This is a genomic window from Herbaspirillum sp. VT-16-41 (assembly GCF_001994935.1).
GTDB classification, from domain to species: Bacteria; Pseudomonadota; Gammaproteobacteria; order Burkholderiales; family Burkholderiaceae_D; genus Herbaspirillum; species Herbaspirillum frisingense.
This window is the reverse complement of the sequence record NZ_MUXB01000064.1, coordinates 15,558-31,994: the sequence shown is the minus strand read 5'-3', so window position 1 is coordinate 31,994 and position 16,437 is coordinate 15,558. Positions and strand designations below refer to the sequence as shown.

21 protein-coding genes and 2 pseudogenes are annotated in these 16,437 nt (G+C 57.5%); 2 read left to right on the top strand and 21 right to left on the bottom strand.

The window, feature by feature from the left end; all coding sequences use genetic code 11:
* Position 1 precedes the first annotated feature (1 nt).
* The 15 genes and pseudogenes from BTM36_RS04395 to BTM36_RS04325 form a co-directional block, all read right to left on the bottom strand.
* Positions 2-559 (bottom strand): recombinase family protein, encoded by a 558-nt coding sequence (locus BTM36_RS04395; protein ID WP_077235360.1) that lies wholly within the window; start codon positions 557-559, stop codon positions 2-4.
* A gap of 129 nt (positions 560-688) precedes the next feature.
* Positions 689-901: a DUF3330 domain-containing protein gene (locus BTM36_RS04390; protein ID WP_077235352.1), complete on the bottom strand. Its 213-nt coding sequence runs from the start codon at positions 899-901 to the stop codon at positions 689-691.
* Positions 902-972: 71 nt separating this feature from the next.
* Positions 973-1,944 carry an NAD(P)/FAD-dependent oxidoreductase gene (locus BTM36_RS04385; protein WP_077235351.1) on the bottom strand — a complete coding sequence of 324 codons (972 nt, stop codon included), beginning with the start codon at positions 1,942-1,944 and terminating at the stop codon, positions 973-975.
* A gap of 117 nt (positions 1,945-2,061) precedes the next feature.
* Positions 2,062-2,187 (bottom strand): annotated as a pseudogene (locus tag BTM36_RS27630) (patatin-like phospholipase family protein); the annotation flags it as partial.
* Between the two features lie 26 nt (positions 2,188-2,213).
* Positions 2,214-3,062: a patatin-like phospholipase family protein gene (locus BTM36_RS04375; protein ID WP_168189743.1), complete on the bottom strand. Its 849-nt coding sequence runs from the start codon at positions 3,060-3,062 to the stop codon at positions 2,214-2,216.
* A gap of 4 nt (positions 3,063-3,066) precedes the next feature.
* Positions 3,067-3,726: an organomercurial lyase gene (merB, locus tag BTM36_RS04370; RefSeq protein ID WP_077235348.1), complete on the bottom strand. Its 660-nt coding sequence runs from the start codon at positions 3,724-3,726 to the stop codon at positions 3,067-3,069.
* Positions 3,727-3,925: 199 nt separating this feature from the next.
* A pseudogene (merE, locus tag BTM36_RS04365) lies at positions 3,926-4,150 on the bottom strand (broad-spectrum mercury transporter MerE); the annotation flags it as partial.
* Positions 4,147-4,518 (bottom strand): mercury resistance co-regulator MerD, encoded by a 372-nt coding sequence (gene merD / locus BTM36_RS04360; protein ID WP_077235347.1) that lies wholly within the window; start codon positions 4,516-4,518, stop codon positions 4,147-4,149. The gene merD and the pseudogene merE, both read right to left, overlap by 4 nt.
* A gap of 17 nt (positions 4,519-4,535) precedes the next feature.
* Positions 4,536-6,221: a mercury(II) reductase gene (gene merA, locus BTM36_RS04355; protein ID WP_077235346.1), complete on the bottom strand. Its 1,686-nt coding sequence runs from the start codon at positions 6,219-6,221 to the stop codon at positions 4,536-4,538.
* Between the two features lie 41 nt (positions 6,222-6,262).
* On the bottom strand, positions 6,263-6,688 hold the full coding sequence (gene merC / locus BTM36_RS04350) for an organomercurial transporter MerC (protein WP_077235345.1): 426 nt from the start codon (positions 6,686-6,688) through the stop codon (positions 6,263-6,265).
* A 19-nt stretch (positions 6,689-6,707) separates the two neighbouring features.
* A complete protein-coding gene (gene merP / locus BTM36_RS04345) occupies positions 6,708-6,983 on the bottom strand; it encodes a mercury resistance system periplasmic binding protein MerP (protein ID WP_077235344.1) in 276 nt (91 codons plus the stop codon).
* A 13-nt stretch (positions 6,984-6,996) separates the two neighbouring features.
* Positions 6,997-7,350, bottom strand: coding sequence for a mercuric ion transporter MerT (merT, locus tag BTM36_RS04340; protein ID WP_077235343.1), 354 nt, complete (start codon positions 7,348-7,350; stop codon positions 6,997-6,999).
* Positions 7,351-7,362: 12 nt separating this feature from the next.
* Positions 7,363-7,533: a mercury resistance system transport protein MerF gene (locus BTM36_RS29655; protein WP_077235342.1), complete on the bottom strand. Its 171-nt coding sequence runs from the start codon at positions 7,531-7,533 to the stop codon at positions 7,363-7,365.
* A gap of 100 nt (positions 7,534-7,633) precedes the next feature.
* On the bottom strand, positions 7,634-7,888 hold the full coding sequence (locus tag BTM36_RS04330; protein WP_077235341.1) for a hypothetical protein: 255 nt from the start codon (positions 7,886-7,888) through the stop codon (positions 7,634-7,636).
* A 34-nt stretch (positions 7,889-7,922) separates the two neighbouring features.
* Positions 7,923-8,276 carry a mercuric ion transporter MerT gene (locus BTM36_RS04325; protein WP_077235340.1) on the bottom strand — a complete coding sequence of 118 codons (354 nt, stop codon included), beginning with the start codon at positions 8,274-8,276 and terminating at the stop codon, positions 7,923-7,925.
* Positions 8,277-8,356: 80 nt separating this feature from the next.
* Here BTM36_RS04325 and merR point away from each other — a divergent pair, with 80 nt between their 5' ends.
* Positions 8,357-8,761, top strand: a complete 405-nt coding sequence (gene merR, locus BTM36_RS04320) for an Hg(II)-responsive transcriptional regulator (protein WP_077235339.1) — start codon at positions 8,357-8,359, stop codon at positions 8,759-8,761.
* Positions 8,762-8,911: 150 nt separating this feature from the next.
* Here the strand turns inward: merR and BTM36_RS04315 are convergent, their stop codons facing one another.
* The 5 genes from BTM36_RS04315 to BTM36_RS04295 all read right to left on the bottom strand — a co-directional run bounded on the left by BTM36_RS04315 (position 8,912) and on the right by BTM36_RS04295 (position 14,680).
* Positions 8,912-10,111, bottom strand: coding sequence for a tyrosine-type recombinase/integrase (locus BTM36_RS04315; RefSeq protein WP_077235338.1), 1,200 nt, complete (start codon positions 10,109-10,111; stop codon positions 8,912-8,914).
* 663 nt (positions 10,112-10,774) lie between these two features.
* Positions 10,775-11,749: a hypothetical protein gene (locus BTM36_RS04310; RefSeq protein WP_077235337.1), complete on the bottom strand. Its 975-nt coding sequence runs from the start codon at positions 11,747-11,749 to the stop codon at positions 10,775-10,777.
* A 120-nt stretch (positions 11,750-11,869) separates the two neighbouring features.
* On the bottom strand, positions 11,870-12,796 hold the full coding sequence (locus tag BTM36_RS04305; RefSeq protein WP_077235336.1) for a hypothetical protein: 927 nt from the start codon (positions 12,794-12,796) through the stop codon (positions 11,870-11,872).
* 451 nt (positions 12,797-13,247) lie between these two features.
* On the bottom strand, positions 13,248-13,622 hold the full coding sequence (locus BTM36_RS04300) for an abortive infection family protein (protein ID WP_254426916.1): 375 nt from the start codon (positions 13,620-13,622) through the stop codon (positions 13,248-13,250).
* 32 nt (positions 13,623-13,654) lie between these two features.
* Positions 13,655-14,680 (bottom strand): DNA-binding protein, encoded by a 1,026-nt coding sequence (locus BTM36_RS04295; protein WP_077235335.1) that lies wholly within the window; start codon positions 14,678-14,680, stop codon positions 13,655-13,657.
* 170 nt (positions 14,681-14,850) lie between these two features.
* Between BTM36_RS04295 and BTM36_RS04290 the strand changes: the two genes are divergently transcribed.
* Entirely contained in the window at positions 14,851-15,846 is a 996-nt protein-coding gene (locus BTM36_RS04290; protein WP_077235334.1) for a site-specific integrase, read from the top strand.
* Here the strand turns inward: BTM36_RS04290 and BTM36_RS04285 are convergent.
* A complete protein-coding gene (locus BTM36_RS04285; RefSeq protein WP_050470057.1) occupies positions 15,826-16,434 on the bottom strand; it encodes a hypothetical protein in 609 nt (202 codons plus the stop codon). The two genes, BTM36_RS04290 and BTM36_RS04285, sit on opposite strands and share 21 nt — an antisense overlap.
* Positions 16,435-16,437: the final 3 nt, after the last annotated feature.

Here is a 16,437-nt window from a genome sequence, read left to right as displayed (position 1 = left end):
ATCAGGTTTCTCGCATGTACTGGTAAAGCGTTTCCCGGCTGATGCCGAATTCACGGGCCAGCTTCGCTTTCTGCTCGCCCGCCGCGACGCGCCGTTTCAGCTCAGCGATCTGTTCACCGCTCAGAGACTTCTTTCGGCCCCGGTAGGCCCCGCGATGCTTGGCGAGCGCGATGCCCTCACGCTGCCGCTCACGGATCAAGGCCCGCTCGAACTCGGCAAACGCTCCCATCACCGACAGCATCAGGTTCGCCATCGGCGAGTCCTCGCCGGTGAAGGTCAGGCATTCCTTGACGAACTCGATGCGCACGCCGCGCTTGGTCAGTTTTTGTACAAGGCGGCGTAGGTCATCGAGGTTGCGCGCCAGTCGATCCATGCTGTGCACCACCACGGTGTCGCCTTCGCGCACGAAGGCCAGCAGCGAATCGAGTTCAGGCCGCTGGGTGTCCTTGCCCGACGCCTTGTCGGTGAACACCCTGCCGACTTCGACATGCTCCAATTGCCGTTCCGGGTTCTGGTCGAAGCTGCTGACCCGGACGTAGCCAATGCGTTGCCCCTGCAAGATGCCTCCCAACGTGAAAGTGTCAGGAAGAAATCTATGATCTTTCGCCGCAGGTGTCAATAAAATCGAAAGATAACTCTATTCTGACGTTACAAAGCGGCCTATCCTGACACCAGGATAGGGTATGCTTCAACCGGACGACCGCGAACCGCCAGGGACAGGCGCAGTGTCGGATTCTGTCGCGGCCTTGGCGCGTGCCTGAAAGCGTTCATAGCAATCTAGTCCACAGAAGTGTTCGACATATTCCGCGCCTTCCGGGGTGAAGGCGGCATCGAGCGGAATTTCCTTGCAGCATTCGCAGCAGGTGGTGCAGTTAGCAGTGGTCGGGACGTTTGCGTTCATGGTGGTACTCCTCCATTGGTTGACATCGCAGGCGGCTGACATAGCGGTGCGGCGCTGTGCCAGCCGTACCGTCAAAGCATGTACGAGATATCCGATGTGGCTGTCGGATAGGACCAGATGACGGTCTTTAGATCCTTGGCAGACAGGTTCGCGCGGATCGCCAGCGCAAACAGATTGATCACTTCCTCGGCATGCGGCCCGATCAAATGAGCGCCGAGAATCCGTTCGGAACCCTCTTCGATCAGAATCTTGTAGCCGGAACAGTCCTCGTTCACTCGCCGGGCCGTGTACCAGCCGGAGGTGTCCGTGGAGGTTCGGACCTTATAACTCACGGCATCCTTTTCCACCGCCTCCACGCTGGTTTCCGCGTGCAGATCGATGCCGATCTGGCGAGATCTATCCACCAGCCAGCTCACCAAATCCGGGTCGAAGGGGCGGAGAAAGCGGGGAAGCTGCTCCAGGACGGTGACCTTAGCGCCCGCGCGCACGGCGATATGGGCGAACTCGAAGGCGATGAAGCCACCACCGACCACGACTATGCGCTGTGGCAATTCCTCCAGTTCCAAAAATCGATCGCTAGTGATGAGATGTTCTTCACCTGGTATGCCCAGACGCATGGGCTTTGCCCCGGCGGCGATAAGGAAGTGGCGGGATGCGAGCAGCTGCCCTGCAACTTCGAGCGAAGATGGGCTACGGAACCGGGCACGGCCATGGAAGGCGTCGATTCCTTGTTTTTCCAAGCTGTTCTCTATCTTGGAGGGAGCCGAATCGGTGAAGCTGCGCTTGAAGGCCATCAGCGCTCCCCAGTCGATGTGCAGGTCCTGTTCGCCGAGGCCTTTACCCTGCATGCGGCGGACCCGATCGATAATTTCTGCCGCGCCGACCAGTACTTTCTTGGGGTCGCATCCCCGCAATGCACAGGTCCCCCCGAAGGGCTGATAGTCCACGATAGCGACATTCCACCCGGCCGCGCGGCATTTGGCCGCCGCCGTGGTGGCCGCCATGCCGGTGCCGATAACGATAAGGTCATACTGTTTGGACATGACGCTCTCCTAGTGGTAGACAGGTTGCCAAGCTTTGAAATCAAGGGTCGAACGGCTGCTGAGATGCTTGAAGTTTTCTGCGAGCCAACGCTCGGCCAGCTCGCGCCCCAGACCTTTGCCTTCGATGACAATCCGTTCGTCGTCCAGCAGACGATCCAGCACGCCCCAGGTAAAAGCGCCGTGGGCGCCGCCTCCCTGGAGTGCCAGGGCGATCGTCTTAACTGGGGTGCGAGGCGTGTTCATGTATCCTTCTGGCGCTTGTCTAGCGTTCAACCCTCGGGGGCCATTGCCGGGACCAGCGACATGTCAGGAGGCGCGTTCGCTCGCGCAAAATACTCAAGCGTTTGCCGATACGCGACCTCGATCAACTCCGCGGTGTAGCGGAAATCCAGCATAGCAATCTCGCGCGGAAAGCGAGGCTGCACGCTATGCATGTGCACCAGTGCGCCGAAACGCTCAAGCTCGACCGAAAACTTGCGATCAAGCGTGATCGAGAAGCTGCGCACCAGAACGGGCACCGCACCGCGAAACGGTCTGGGAGACGCTTCACAGCAGTTGCAATAGACTATCAAAATGGTTCGCGCCCCCAGTTCGACCGCTTTGTCCAGTGGCACATTGTTCGCAATGCCGCCGTCCACGAACTGATGGCCATCGATGTCCACCGGCGGGAACACGCCGGGCAGGCTCATGCTGGCGATCAGCGGCTCCATGAGGTCGCCCGTCCCGCTCCAATAGACCGGCTGGCCCTGCTGTAGATCGGTGGTGACGACGGTTAGCGGGATAGCTAAATCCTCAAGCCGGGTCACCGGCAACACCTGGCGCAGGAGCCGGCGCAGCGGCGCGAGACTCAAAAAGGCCGGGTGCCGGCGCGGCGTAAATACCCCGCGCAGACTGAAGCGGGCCACGTCCCGGCGCCGGATCGTGCACCACAATCGCACCATCTCATCGACCGTCATGCCCGCGGCGATGCAGGCCCCGTTCAGCGCTCCAATGGAACTGCCGACCACCAAATCCACCGGCAGCCCCAATTCCCGGATGGCCCGATAGAAGCCCACCTCCATGGCGCCGCGGCTGCCGCCACCGCATAAGACCAACGCCACGGGAGACGGCGTGTTCATGGTGTCATGTCTGCTCATGGTGGTGGTGCAGCAAACGCCGCTGGAACGCGAATAAGCTATTTCCCACTGCCGCCGCTTCGGGGAGCGAGAGGCCCGTCGCCGCGGGGAGTTCGGCGCAGTGTTTGCAGACGAATCGAATACCGGGGCACAGGGTGTGGCAACAGGCGCCCTCGGCGGCCGCGCCGGATCGCCAGACCACACGCACACCTTCCGGATTGCCTCCCTCGACGCTCCCGTTGGCCGCCACCGTGCAAGCGAGGTGGCAGCCACACACGGCGCACCGAGCGGTGACGCGCGACACATGTTGTACCAGGCGGGGGATCGCCAGCGCGTCGATGGCGCACATTGCCGATACGCCACGTCCAGAAAAGTGAACATGGATGCCCGTCTCGCGAGCGCTAAACGGATAGCAGCCGATACCGCACTCATCGATTACCAGCGCGTCCAGCGCGCCCAGCGCCTGGATTGCCGCTTCGGAGGAGCAATCTCTCGGAGGCGGTAGGCCGTGAAGGATCCAGTGCGAAAGCGTGTTGACGTAAGCCGCACGCAGGGCGGGATCGGCCCCTTCAATGGCCTGTTGCAGAGGGAACTCATCTCGCAGTTTCTGCAGGACGCGCAGCACGGTTGCCTTGCGCTCATGCCGGATAGCGTCGGAATCCTTCATGCGTCACCTCTTTAGTATGGGCAGCAGCCGGACCGATCAGGCTGGACGATTCGGCCCGGGGCAGTACTGTGCCGGCGACCACGCCGCGGCGCAGTTCGACCATCGGCGGGTAGTGAAGCATGAGCTGTTGCCATTCGAGCGCTTGCGCCAGTTGTGTCCTGGTCAAAGCGGCCGGCTGGGAGGCGGTCATGCGCTGCCCCCTGAAGGCCCGCAGCGCTCGCGCCACGGACAGGACGAACAGTCCGAGCAGCGCCACGGCCGCGATGCCCCAGTGCTCGCCGATGAAGGCGCCGGCGGTCGTGCCGGCGAGCGCAATGGCGAGCAACGGCAAATGACAGGGGCAGGTCAGCACGGCGAGCGCGCCCCACAGGTAACCACTGAACGGCTTGCGTGTCTCAGGGGGTAGGCGTTCCGGGCCGTTCATGGCGATATCTCCGAGGTGCTGCACAGGCGCTGACCACGCACCAGTCCAGCCAACTGCGCATCCAGGCCCGCCAGCGCATGGCGCCGGCATTCGACGATCCGGCACAGGTCGGCGAGGAGTTCGACCGCCTCGTCTCGGTCTGCGGCATCCAATGCCCGGCACAACCGCGTCAGCGCGTCCAGGCCGATACCCGCCTCGAAGGCGCTCCGCACAAAGCACAGCCGCTGCAAGGCGGCGGCATCGAACAAACCGTAGCCACCGGCGGTGCGCGCTACCGGCCGCAACAAACCGCGCTGCAGGTAGTCGCGCACGACATGCACGCTGACACCGCCATCATGGGCCAGCCGGGACACCGTATAGGCGTTCATCGAACACATCCTTTTCCTCATCCCGCGCAGCAGGAAAGCTGCTTCACGTCCATGCTGAAGGTCTGCGCCGCGAGCTTCAGCCCCTCGACCATTGTCAGGTACGGGAACAATTGGTTCGCCAGTTCCTGCACCGTCATTTGCGCCCGAATCGCGAGCGCCGCTGTCTGGATCAGCTCGCCCGCTTCTGGCGTTACCGCTTGCACGCCGATCAGTCGCCCACTGCTCGCTTCCGCGACCAGCTTGATGAAGCCGCGCGTGTCGAAATTGACGAGCGCACGCGGTACGTTGTCCAGCGTGAGCTGGCGACTGTCGGTCTCGATGCCGTCATGGTGCGCTTCCGCCTCGCTGTAGCCGACGGTCGCGACCTGAGGATCGGTGAACACCACGGCCGGCATCGCAGTCAGATCAAGCGTGGCCTCGCCGCCGGTCATATTGATCGCCGCACGGGTGCCGGCGGCCGCCGCCACATAGACGAATTGGGGCTGGTCGGTACAGTCACCGGCGGCGTAAATGTGTGGCGTACTGCTGCGCATGCCCTTGTCGATGACGATGGCCCCCTGCGCATCGACGGTGACACCCGCCGCTTCCAGCGCCAAGCTACGCGTGTTCGGCGCGCGGCCGGTGGCAACTAACAGCTTATCGGCACGCACTTCGCTGTGCCCGGTAGTCAGCACGAATTCTCCATCCGCGTAGGCCACATTGCTGGCCTGCGTGTGTTCCCGCACCTCGATCCCTTCGGCGCGGAAAGCCGCCGTGATGGCCTCGCCGATGGCTGGGTCTTCGCGGAAGAACAGCGTGCTGCGCGCCAGGATCGTAACCTTGCTGCCCAACCGCGCAAACGCTTGCGCCAACTCCAGCGCCACCACCGACGAGCCGATCACGGCCAAACGATCGGGAATCGTATCGCTGATCAGGGCCTCGGTGGAAGTCCAGTATGGCGTGTCTTTCAAGCCAGTGATAGGCGGAACGGCTGGACTGGCGCCGGTGGCAACCAGGCAGCGGTCGAAGGCCACTTCGCGCTCGCCGCCATCGGCCATGCGCACGATGAGGCTGTGGCTGTCCTTGAAGCGGGCCGCGCCGCGCAGCACGGTGATGGCCGGATTACCGTCCAGGATACCCTCGTACTTGGCGTGGCGCAGTTCGTCGACGCGAGCCTGCTGCTGCGCCAGTAGCCGTTCGCGCAGGACTGTCGGCGGCGTTGCAGCGATGCCGCCATCGAACGGGCTCTCCCGGCGCAAGTGCGCGATGTGAGCGGCGCGGATCATGATCTTGGACGGCACGCAGCCAACATTGACGCAGGTGCCGCCGATGATGCCGCGCTCGATGAGCGTCACATGTGCGCCTTGCTCGACAGCCTTCAGCGCCGCTGCCATCGCGGCCCCCCCGCTGCCGATAACGGCGATGTGCAGCCCATTGTCGTCACCGTCAGCCTTGTTGCCGCTGCCCAGCCATCCCAGCGCCTTGTCAAGCAACCCGCCTCGTGGCGAAGCGGACGGGGCATCGGCGAGCAGGGCTTTGTAGCCGAGTCCGGCCACGGCGGCGGTCAGCGTATCCGGCGCTGTGCCGGGCTCGGTGGCGAGTTGCGCGGTGCCCTTTGGGTAGGACACGGTCGCCGAGCGCACGCCCGGCACTTTCTCCAACGCTTCCTTGACGTGCACAGCGCAGGAATCGCAAGTCATTCCGGTGATCTTTAAGGTAGTCATGAATCAATTCCTTTTATTTACTTCGGTGACGGCCAATGCCGTCATCCGCGTGTTGGTGGTAGTGCGCAGCCGTCCGGCCCACAGCGGCGGTTCGCCGGCGAGACCAGATCCCAGATCGACACCCCAACCATCAAGGCCAGGCCGATATACAGCAGCCCACCGCTCTGCCAGCCATAAGCGCGCATTAAAAACACCGCTGCCAGTACCAGGATCGGACCAATCATGCCGGGCGCTGTGCGTCGCCACTGTCGATGATTGCGCCAAGCGATGGCATTGGCGAGTAGCGCGATGCCGGCGAACGTCGGCAGCAGGATGCGAATGAATAGCCCTTCGTACTGGCTCAAGAAGCCCAGGCCAATCGCAGCGCCCAGGCTGGCGATGGCCGGAAAGCAGGCAGCGCAGCCCATGGCTGACACGATGCTGCCGAGGGTGCCGGCCTTGTCGGTGACTTTTGTGATTAAGGACATCGCAGTGCCTCCTCGCGGCTCAACGTTTAACTGAGGACGGATAGCCCGCGTCCTCAGTCGCCTTGGTCAGCTTCTGCACGCTGGTCTTGGCATCGTCGAAGGTGACGATGGCCTCGCGCTTCTCGAAACTCACGTCGGCTTTGCTCACGCCGTCGACCTTGGACAGCGCGTGCTTGACGGTGACCGGACAGGCGGCGCACGTCATGCCAGGGACCGACAGCGTGACGATCTGGGTAGCGGCCCACGCGGGGGCCACGGCGGCGACAAGTACGAGGGAAGCAAACAGCTTTTTCATGATGAACTCCTTATCAGTAGAAAAATGGCATAACGTAGGGAAATCCGAGCGCGACCAGAACCAGCGCGACGACCACCCAGAAAATGAACTTGTAGGTGGTGCGCACCTGCGGAATCGCGCAGACCTCACCCGGTTTACAAGCTTGCACCGGGCGGTATATGCGCCGCCCCGCGAAGAACAGCGCCACCAGCGCCGCGCCGATGAAGAATGGGCGGTACGGCTCCAACACCGTCAAGTTGCCGATCCAGGCACCGCTAAAACCCAAGGCGATTAAAACCAGCGGCCCGAGGCAGCAGGCGGAGGCAAGAATGGCGGCCAGTCCGCCAACCACGAGCGGAGCGGATTTTGTTGTGTTGTCGTTTGCCATTGTTCTGATCTTTCATTTCTGTTGAGAGAATAAATTAATGATATGTACGGAGCTAGGTACGGACTCAAGGAGTATTTTGCAATCGCCTAGAAAAAGTTGACGATAAGCGATCAGTTCGAGAAATATGAGCAGCGCGGGCATCCAGACATAATCCAGGTAGCCATTCAGTGCGGCTCCGCCAATGCCCCTAGCAGCAGTCCCCGCGCCGAGGGAAGCGACCCAGTGCTACGAGAATAGTGCCCACAATACCGAAACTGTCGGGCGTTTTTTCTTTAATCATGGTTCACTTCTTGACACTGGATGGGTAGCCGGCGCCGGTGGTCGCTTTCACCGATACCAACACGGAAGTTTTAGCACTGTCAAACGGGACGACAGCCTGTTTTTGTCCGAAATGCGTATCCGCTGTGGATGCCGCGGTTGCTTTGTTCGGCGTATGTTTGACGGTGATTGGGCAGCAGGTTATGCCAGTTTGTATTACGGCCAAAACCGACGCAGCGAACGCGATCACAGCCAACGGAATCGCGAGTGATGTTTTCATGGTGACAACTCCTTCCTAAAAGCGGGGAGAAATTTCAATAAAAATATTTATCGAGGTAAGGAAAGCCTAGGACGCTGAGAATCGACGCGGCAACAATCCAAAAAGTGACCTTATAAGCGAGGCGCGAGCGCGGCTCGGCGCACACGTTGCCGTGATTGCACGCCTCTAGCGGGCGATAGATTCGTCGCCACGCGAAGAACAGCGCAACCAGTGACGCGCCCAGCAACCAGGGTCGGTAGGGCTTCAATGTGGTTAGATTGCTGATCCAGGCACCAATGAAGCCAAGACCCGTCACGAGTAGTGGCATCAGGCAACAGCCGAAAAGAAGAATCACGACCAACACGCCGGCTAGCGGCGAGGAGGAATCTGGCTCATTGTCGTTTTCCATGATCTTGCTACTCCATTTGTTATTGAGAGTAGACTAAGCTTAAGTACGGAGTTAAGTACGGACTCAAGGAGAATTTCGCAATGGCCGAAAAGAATTTTACGATTGGACAGCTTGCCAAGACGGCTGGTGTGAATGTCGAGACAGTGCGCTACTACCATCGTATCGGCCTTATGCCGGCGCCAGAACGGGAATACGGCAGCATCCGTCATTACCCGGGCAATTCGCTACGGCGCCTGCGCTTCATCAAACGGGCGCAGCGGCTAGGTTTCGCATTGGAAGAGGTGTCAGCGTTACTGACTTTGGATGATGGGACGCATTGTGCGGAAACGAAAGCGCTGGCGGAGCAGAAATTAGCGTTGGTCAAGCAAAAGATAGCCGATCTGTCAGTGATTGAAACCAATCTTAGTGGCTTCATTCATGCTTGCTGCAAGGTCAGTGGCGGATGTGGGTGTCCGATGATAGACGCGCTTGTTGCGGAAGAATAATTCCGCACAGCTACTTATTCCGGATTTTACCAAGATAGGGGCATTGCCCTTTTCGGGGTAATTGTTGCTGGGTAGCAGCAACGCATTACTGCGTCGCCGCCTCCTAAGAACCGTACGTGCAAGGAAGATCGTAGGCTCGCAACACCACTTTTACCACTTGATCTTATGTTTGGCTTCGGTTTCCCGATGCCGCGCATCGTCGGATGAATGCAGGTACTTGCTCGTTGTACTGATGGATTCATGCCCGAGATTGTCGCGGACATGGCGCAGGTCGACCTCGCTATTAGCCATGTGCGAACCGGCTGTGTGCCGTAGCCAATGCGTCGACGCCTGTTCGACACGATCCGCAATCGCGTGATATTGCTCGCCGCGTTGCCGGAGCCGGATGGATGTGTTCTCGAAGACGCTTTTCACGATCGCATGCACCGCGCCGCGCGTCATGGACTGTTTTCGACCACCGATCGGCAAGAGGAGCGGAACAGATTCGCCTGCTAACGGAAAGGGAGGAAGATCTTTTTCTCGACGATAGCGTGCTAGCTCGACCATCAGTTCATTGGTCGCTGGAACGATCCGAGTTTTGTCTCCTTTGCCGGTAATTTCCAGCCACCAGCGTTCCTCGCCATCCTTGTCGCGACGACAGAAAAATCCGGCCATCGTATTGTCGACGACTTCGGAGATGCGTAATCCGCACAGATACAACAGAGAAAATAGCCACCGCATGCGAAAGAAGTGTTCGCGCTCGCGATCAGTTTCTTTCGGCATCATATCGATCGTCAGTTTCACCTCCAGCCACAACTCTTCGTCAAGATATCGCGTAATGCGAGGTTTGGCTATGCGTGCGCGTTGACGCGACAGAGATAGCGGATTGCCGGCCAAGTAACCGGCATTCACGAGCCAAGAGAGCATCGTGTTGAGAATGATGATTGCCTGCCTTTGGCTTGACGGTGCCAGCGGCCCGGCAAACGGCCGCCAATCAGCGTGCGTGCGTGCGACTCTGCGCCCACGTGGCATGATCCAACGAGACGCCGGTTGTGGATCCGCAAGGAAATGTTGATAAATGAGCAAATCTTCATGCGTCAGTGAAGATATGGGCTTTTGCATGGCCATCGTCGACCATAGCAGCAAGCGTTCGGCCTCTTTGCGATAGTTGTCAAAGGTGGTTTTCGTGTCGAGGAAACGCGCCAGCCACGCTTTGATCGCATCAACGTCGTTGTTCGCAGCTATTTGGGGGCGGTTGCCGCTGGCGCGATTGGTACCGCTGCTCCCATCGAGATGGCTGGGCACCAGTACGTTTTCGATCGGCATCAACACCGGCAACGTATCCGCATTTTGATTGTTTTGGGGCGTCATGGGGACTGACTCATCTAAAAATGGGGGCTCCGCATAATAATGAACATTATAACGCTAATGTCATATTTATTGAATCCATAGTTGTAAATGCTATGTAATACGTTATATTATTTATTGACATTACTCGACAAAATACATCATGGGGGGAACTGAGCAAACGGAAAAATCTGTACGTTAAGCGTTTTGGATATATACGCCGTCAAACTTAAGGCATTGTGGCTATTTAGAACGGTGCTGCACAGCGGTAACCCCCCTAAGGAGGATCGGCCGGGATTACGGTTTTTTTCGCAGGAATTGTGTTAAGTGATTGATTTTTATGGATGTTATTGAATATCCAAATCTCTTCTCTTCAATCGTAAAATCGACCGGCCTGATCATCAAAATCAGTTGATCTTCTCAATGCCCGTATCTTCCGCTCCCCTTCTAAATGTCTTTTCTCCGCCTTCCAATATTGCGCAGACTGATGCTCGAATACGGAGGATCGGCCGCAGGTACCTCCATTTAAGCGGAGAAAAGAGAAAAATGATGCCCTCGCGGATAAAATAAATTGGGCTGCGGAGGCCATCTCAGACGCATCTGAATTCGAGCGACGGGCTAGCACTGCGGCAAAAGATGTTGGTGAATTCGAATTAGCCGGTATGGCGAGCGGTGTTTGTACTGCGTTCAAAGTAGTACCGTTTTCGAGGCACAGAAAACTCGCTCATGGCTTTGGTTGATGACATGCCAGTTGTAGTTTTTCAGTATTTCTAGGTTGTCGTTCTCGTAGCACAGACTCAGCACTGGCTCATGCCTCTTACTAAATTCGAGAGTGGATTTAATAAAGGACGGATGCGCTCTCCCCTTCAGTGCAACGGCCTTGTCCATAAAAACGTAGCGTACAAACGCCGTGCTGCACAGGTTGAAGTCAAAGCCGTTCGCACTCGCGCTTTGAAGGTTTGATGTCATCGCCCGGTCAGACAAAAGAACGCTCTCAGTCGTGTAGGTGCAAACCATGGCAGCGGCGGATGTCTCTCCGGAGTTAAATAGCCCTGCAACAGCTTGGTCCAGAAAGTTCGGCTGACCTTGTCGAAAATCCGTCAGCAGCATGAAGAGCGTCGCAAGCCATTCACGATACTGGACATCTGTGACTCCAAGCTGCTCACAGATGTACTTCTGCCGTGGCTTACGACCGATAAGCACCTTTTCCAAAAGGCTATTTTGCTCTGGATCGGTAGGGCGCATGCCCTTGAAGGCGGGGAATGTGTTCAACATTTTCTGGACGCAATAGGGGTTGCGTGCAAAATTCATTAGCTTCGCTGCGAATAGATCAGTCAGTTCGGCTACTACATTTGGCGACTTCGCGGCGACTTTTTCGAGTAGGCTTCCTGTTAGGGTCGAGACTGTGACTTCGTACTGCTGAAATAACTCCTCGAAGTTCTCTCGAAGTTTAGCTTTGGGCGCAACGTCAAAGCTGAACAAGTCATCTATGGCCAGGTTACGGCCAATCGCTCTCGGCACTGGTTCTGACGGACGGATGTCCTCGGCAACGCCCCGCTGCAGAATCGAAAACTCGTAGATATTGTCCCTGGAGTAAGCGTTCATCCTTTGCTCCGACTGAGAGACAAAGTGCTGGTTGCGCGTGGCGTTGGCGAACTTCATCGGTTAATCCTATCTCGACCTTGTTGATTTGTTAGTGCAACTGATCCGGCTTAAGCAGTGGACTCCTAATACCAGGCTGGTATGAATAAAAATACTCGTGGTTGTTTATAGTCCCCAGCCTCACTCTTCGGCACGAGAGTCGGTGACTAGTCCGTCGCACGCAAACGCCCAGCCCACGAATCCCAAAAGCGATATGGCCTGCAGAGAAAACAATTCAGTCCCATAGTCTGGATCGATTCCGTGTAAGACCTTGTGGCGTGAAAGCTTTCCGGGCCTGGGTTTACTCATCGGGAATTGCTCATCGAATGAAGCCAAAAAAGCTTTGGCCATCGAGCTCAGATCCTTTGTCTTGAGCCATGAGGCAATTTCCGGAGCGTTTTTTGAAAGATTGAAAATGGACTTGTTTGAGACAGCGTGTGCAATGCCTTCAGCCACGACCAACGTAAGTGGGATTGACGAGATGTAGCGTCCCTCCTTGTGTAGTCGGAATAACTCTGCGATTTGAGCTGCATGGCGAGGATGCTCCTTGAGCAGGCGGGATTCAATGTCTGAAGCTAGTTCTCGCGTCATCTTGGAAAAGAGCAGATCCAAGGTCGCCACATCAGCTTTGCACTTCTCAATTTGACTCAGGAAAGAAATCCCGGTCTCAGGCTGGATAAACCAATTGTTGAGCGCAGCGAATCTCAATGTTTGCTCATACCGCTCATTGAGGTTGGTCCAATCGAGGCTGGGGAGCGACAGGCTAGGAAATTTTAGGGCAGGCAGTGCGTTCAAATACGCGGTCGGCAGAAGGTGGTCAAGGCCCAGATGATTGGAGAACGCCGTTACAGCAAGAGGCATCTTCCATTCACGAGCGAGATTGTCAATGGCTGGAAGTGACGGAAAATTGATCTTGGAAAGCTTGGCCAGATCAGAGAAAGGAGTCAAATTGAGATCTAGTTTCGGGATAGATATGTTGAGCGCAGTTACTGCGTCAGAGGCCTTCCTCAGCGTATCACTCAGGTGCTGGCCGTCGTTCGCAGTCTTACTTGTTTTCTTTGAGTCCACCTGATCCCTTATTCGTGAGCAAAAAATCTGGAGCCAGCCATATTAGCTGCCTAGGCCCATTATCCCATCAGAAGTTGAAGGAAATGGGAGCGCAAACTTTGGGGCTACTGCGCGCGGGAGATGAGGAAGTCTCCTAAAAGCACTAGCAGGCCCTTTGGGCGCTTTTTACTGCACCCCACTTTGGATTTGGTTTCAAGGGCATTGATCGTCGAATTACAACCCGAAGAGGACGTAGATCTTTCTTCGAAATGAATCGCTTCCGCCGGAATGCTCGGTGGCTCGTCATGCGGAAAATTTCTCGTTCTTCTCGGATGCGCTCACGTAGTGGATTCATGGAATTATAGAGTTCCGATTTGCATCATGCTGTTCCTTTGTCGGGCCTAACTTGCAGCATTAGCCCTTGTGCCTGTTCGCGTAGCCGACCAGCGTATGTGGTGATCTTGCGAAACAATTAGCCTGCGCTCTTACGCCGCTTTTCCCAGGTCTCCAGTGCGAACAAGGTAATAGTGTGTGCCGCATGGATGGCGAGTCGAGCATGACGGGGCTCAATACGATAGGACGTAACGCCAGCACCATGCGCTGAACTGGCATGAGTACGCAATGCTGCGATGCCCTCAACCGTGGCAAGCATGCCAGTTAGAATAGTCTGCAGGTCGGTATCGGCAATGGCCGATGGATCGAATCCTAAGTGCTTGCGAACCACCGTCCAAAGTGGTTTCAGATCTGAGACCATCCCGATAATTGTGAAGTTAGCCTTAGTGTGAGCCGATAAAATCGCTGCCGAAAGCAAGTTCGTCCGGTTTTCGGACGTATTCTCTGTGCTCATTTGGCCTATTTTTACATTACCGGGGTAACGCTCTATTGATCACCTGTTGTAGCACGCTGCGCGAGTATCTTCTCAATCCACGCTACCTTGTCCCGCTCGACCTGGTTGGCCTTGAGTTCTGCGGTAGCCAACTGACTGGCCAGCATTTCAATTTGTTTGCCTGCAGCCGCAGCGCTGGCCTTGGCCTCGATGACTGCCTGTTGCGCCATGTCCAATCGTCGCTCTGCGTCGACTCGTGCCACAGTCAGCTCCTGGAGTTGAGCGGCTTGCTGGTTTCGCTCCGAGCGAACCTGGTGCAATTCAGCGTGCGCTTCCGTCAGTGCACCGCGAAGCCGTTCTAGTTCGCTCACCTGGTGCGCTAACGTGGCCTCCTGTTGGCCAAGCGTCACTTGCTGGGCCTCTTGGCGCCGCTGGCCGGCGATATTTTCCTGCTCGAGGCGCGAAAGACGCTGCTCGAAAGCCTGCCGCTCCTCGGCGCGCTGGCGCACCGCCGCCTCCTGGAAGTGCTCGAACTGGGTGCGAGTCTGCGCCAATTGCTTGTTCAAGGCATGAGCCTCGGCGGCACGATCAGTCAGCCGCTGCTGAAGGCCGGCATTCTCAGTCCGGGCGGCCGTGAGCGCAAGCGCATTGGCCTGCAGATCCTGCTGGCATCTCGCCAAGGTTTGTTGGGTCTGAGTGTGGTCTCGGACCAAGGTAGTGTGGACTTGGCGGAGTTGGGCTTCGGCGGCCAGGGCTGCGTCTCTCTGATTGCGCATGGCCGCCTGGGCCTGCTCGTGTGCCTCGTTGGCCCCCTCCAACTGCCTGGTGACATCATCCTGAAGCCGCTGGTAGACGCCCTTGACGGCCTCCACCAGATCGACTGGTAAGCCTGTGTCGCCGCCGGCAACCACTTCCTGATGTTCGGTCTTCCAGCGCTTGAGCATCGGGGCGATCGTGCTCTTGCTTCCCGTATCTCCGAGTGCTTCGCGAACCGTGTCGATGGTGGGTGCTTTGCCAGCGGCGGCCAGCTGCGAGGCTGCTTTGGCGACTTGTGAGTAGAGGATGCCTGCACGGGCCATGGGACCTCCATTGAATAAGATATCGTATTACGTTATACGTAATAATACGTTTAAATACAATTCAAAATCCGTGAGAAAATCTCCTCCATAACTATCTATAAGAAGCGTTATGGAATGTTATAGTGCGTCATTCATCGTTTATGACGCCCCGTTGCGGTACATGAGCCAAAATGAGCGACAAATTGCCTCCCTCTGAGATTATCCCTGCCATTAGCAATGCGATGACTGCCGGTACGCTATTGCCCGCAGATGTTGAAGCGGCCCATAGGGATTTCCTCGCCGCAGCGACGTCCGAAAATACCCGGCTCACCTATCGTTCCGCCATTCGGCATTTCCTGGCCTGGGGTGGCATCCTGCCGGCTGACGAGAATGCAGTCATCCGCTACCTGCTAGCCCATGCCAGCAGCCTCAATGCGCGTACCCTGGCCTTGCGCCTGACGGCCTTGTCGCAATGGCATCTCTACCAAGGCTTTGCTGATCCTGCCGGCACCCCGACGGTCCGCAAGACCCTGAAAGGCATTGGGCGCACCCACGGACGCCCCAAAAAGCAGGCCAAGGCCCTCCCGATTGAGGATCTTGAAAAGATCATCGTGAAGTTGGATTCCGTGGATACCCTCAAGGCTAAGCGGGACAGCGCGCTGCTGCAGCTGGGCTTCTTTGGCGGCTTTCGGCGAAGTGAGCTCGCAGGATTGCAGGTTTCTGATCTTGCATGGGAGCCGGATGGCTTGATCGTGACGCTGCAGCGCTCCAAGACAGACCAACAAGGCCAGGGGATCGTCAAGGCGATTCCCTACGGTGCCGGCCCGTGCTGCCCAGCGACCGCTCTGAGAGGTTGGCTGGAGACCGCAGGAATTGGCGACGGAGCGGTATTCCGTTCCATTAACAAATGGGCGATGCTAGGCGAGCACGCCATCCACCCCGCCAGCATCAACGCGATCCTGGCTGATTGCGCAAGTATGGCGGGACTGGACTATGTACCGGATCTTTCCAGTCACAGCCTGCGCCGGGGCATGGCGACCAGCGCTTATCGCGCCGGCGCAGACTTTCGGGACATCAAGCGCCAAGGCGGCTGGCGCCATGACGGAACGGTGCAAGGCTACATCGAAGAGGCTGGCAGATTCCAAGAAAATGCCGCTGGCCACCTGCTAAGGAAGCGCACCAGCTGATTTCACCAGATCCAAGCGCGCCACACGGGCTCTGGCCTGGGCCTCAGTCTGCTCAGTAATTTCACCTCGGACCGTCGTGAAGGTTTCGCTTAGCTGGTATTGCAAATAAGTAGTAGCGTCGCCGGAAATCTCATACTCCCGGTTCGCCACCCCCGTTGTTTCAATTCGAATCCGATGCGTGCCTTGCTCAGCCACGATGCGGAAAAAGGTCATCGGGCCTAGCGTCGCCGCCAGACGGTCGTCGACGAAGACTTGCGAAACGGTGTTGCGCTGTTGTGCGTAGGGCCGCAACACGTAGATCGCCACTTTTCCAACCGGTGCTGAATTGAGTGTACGGGCCTGTGCCGCCACGACTTCCTCTTCGACCGGTACTTCAACGCAGTGGCTGGACTGCAGCAGAATGGTACAGTGGGCGACGCCCGGATGTGTATGGGCACAAGCAACCAAGATCGGAATCGCCACGAGTGCGCTGACATAGGCGGCGATCTTGCTGTGCCTGGCGTGCACCACCTTGGTGGCCTCAAGTAAATTAGACAGAATAGACATCATTAACCTCACCCATATCAATACCTTGAAGATGACGCGCATACC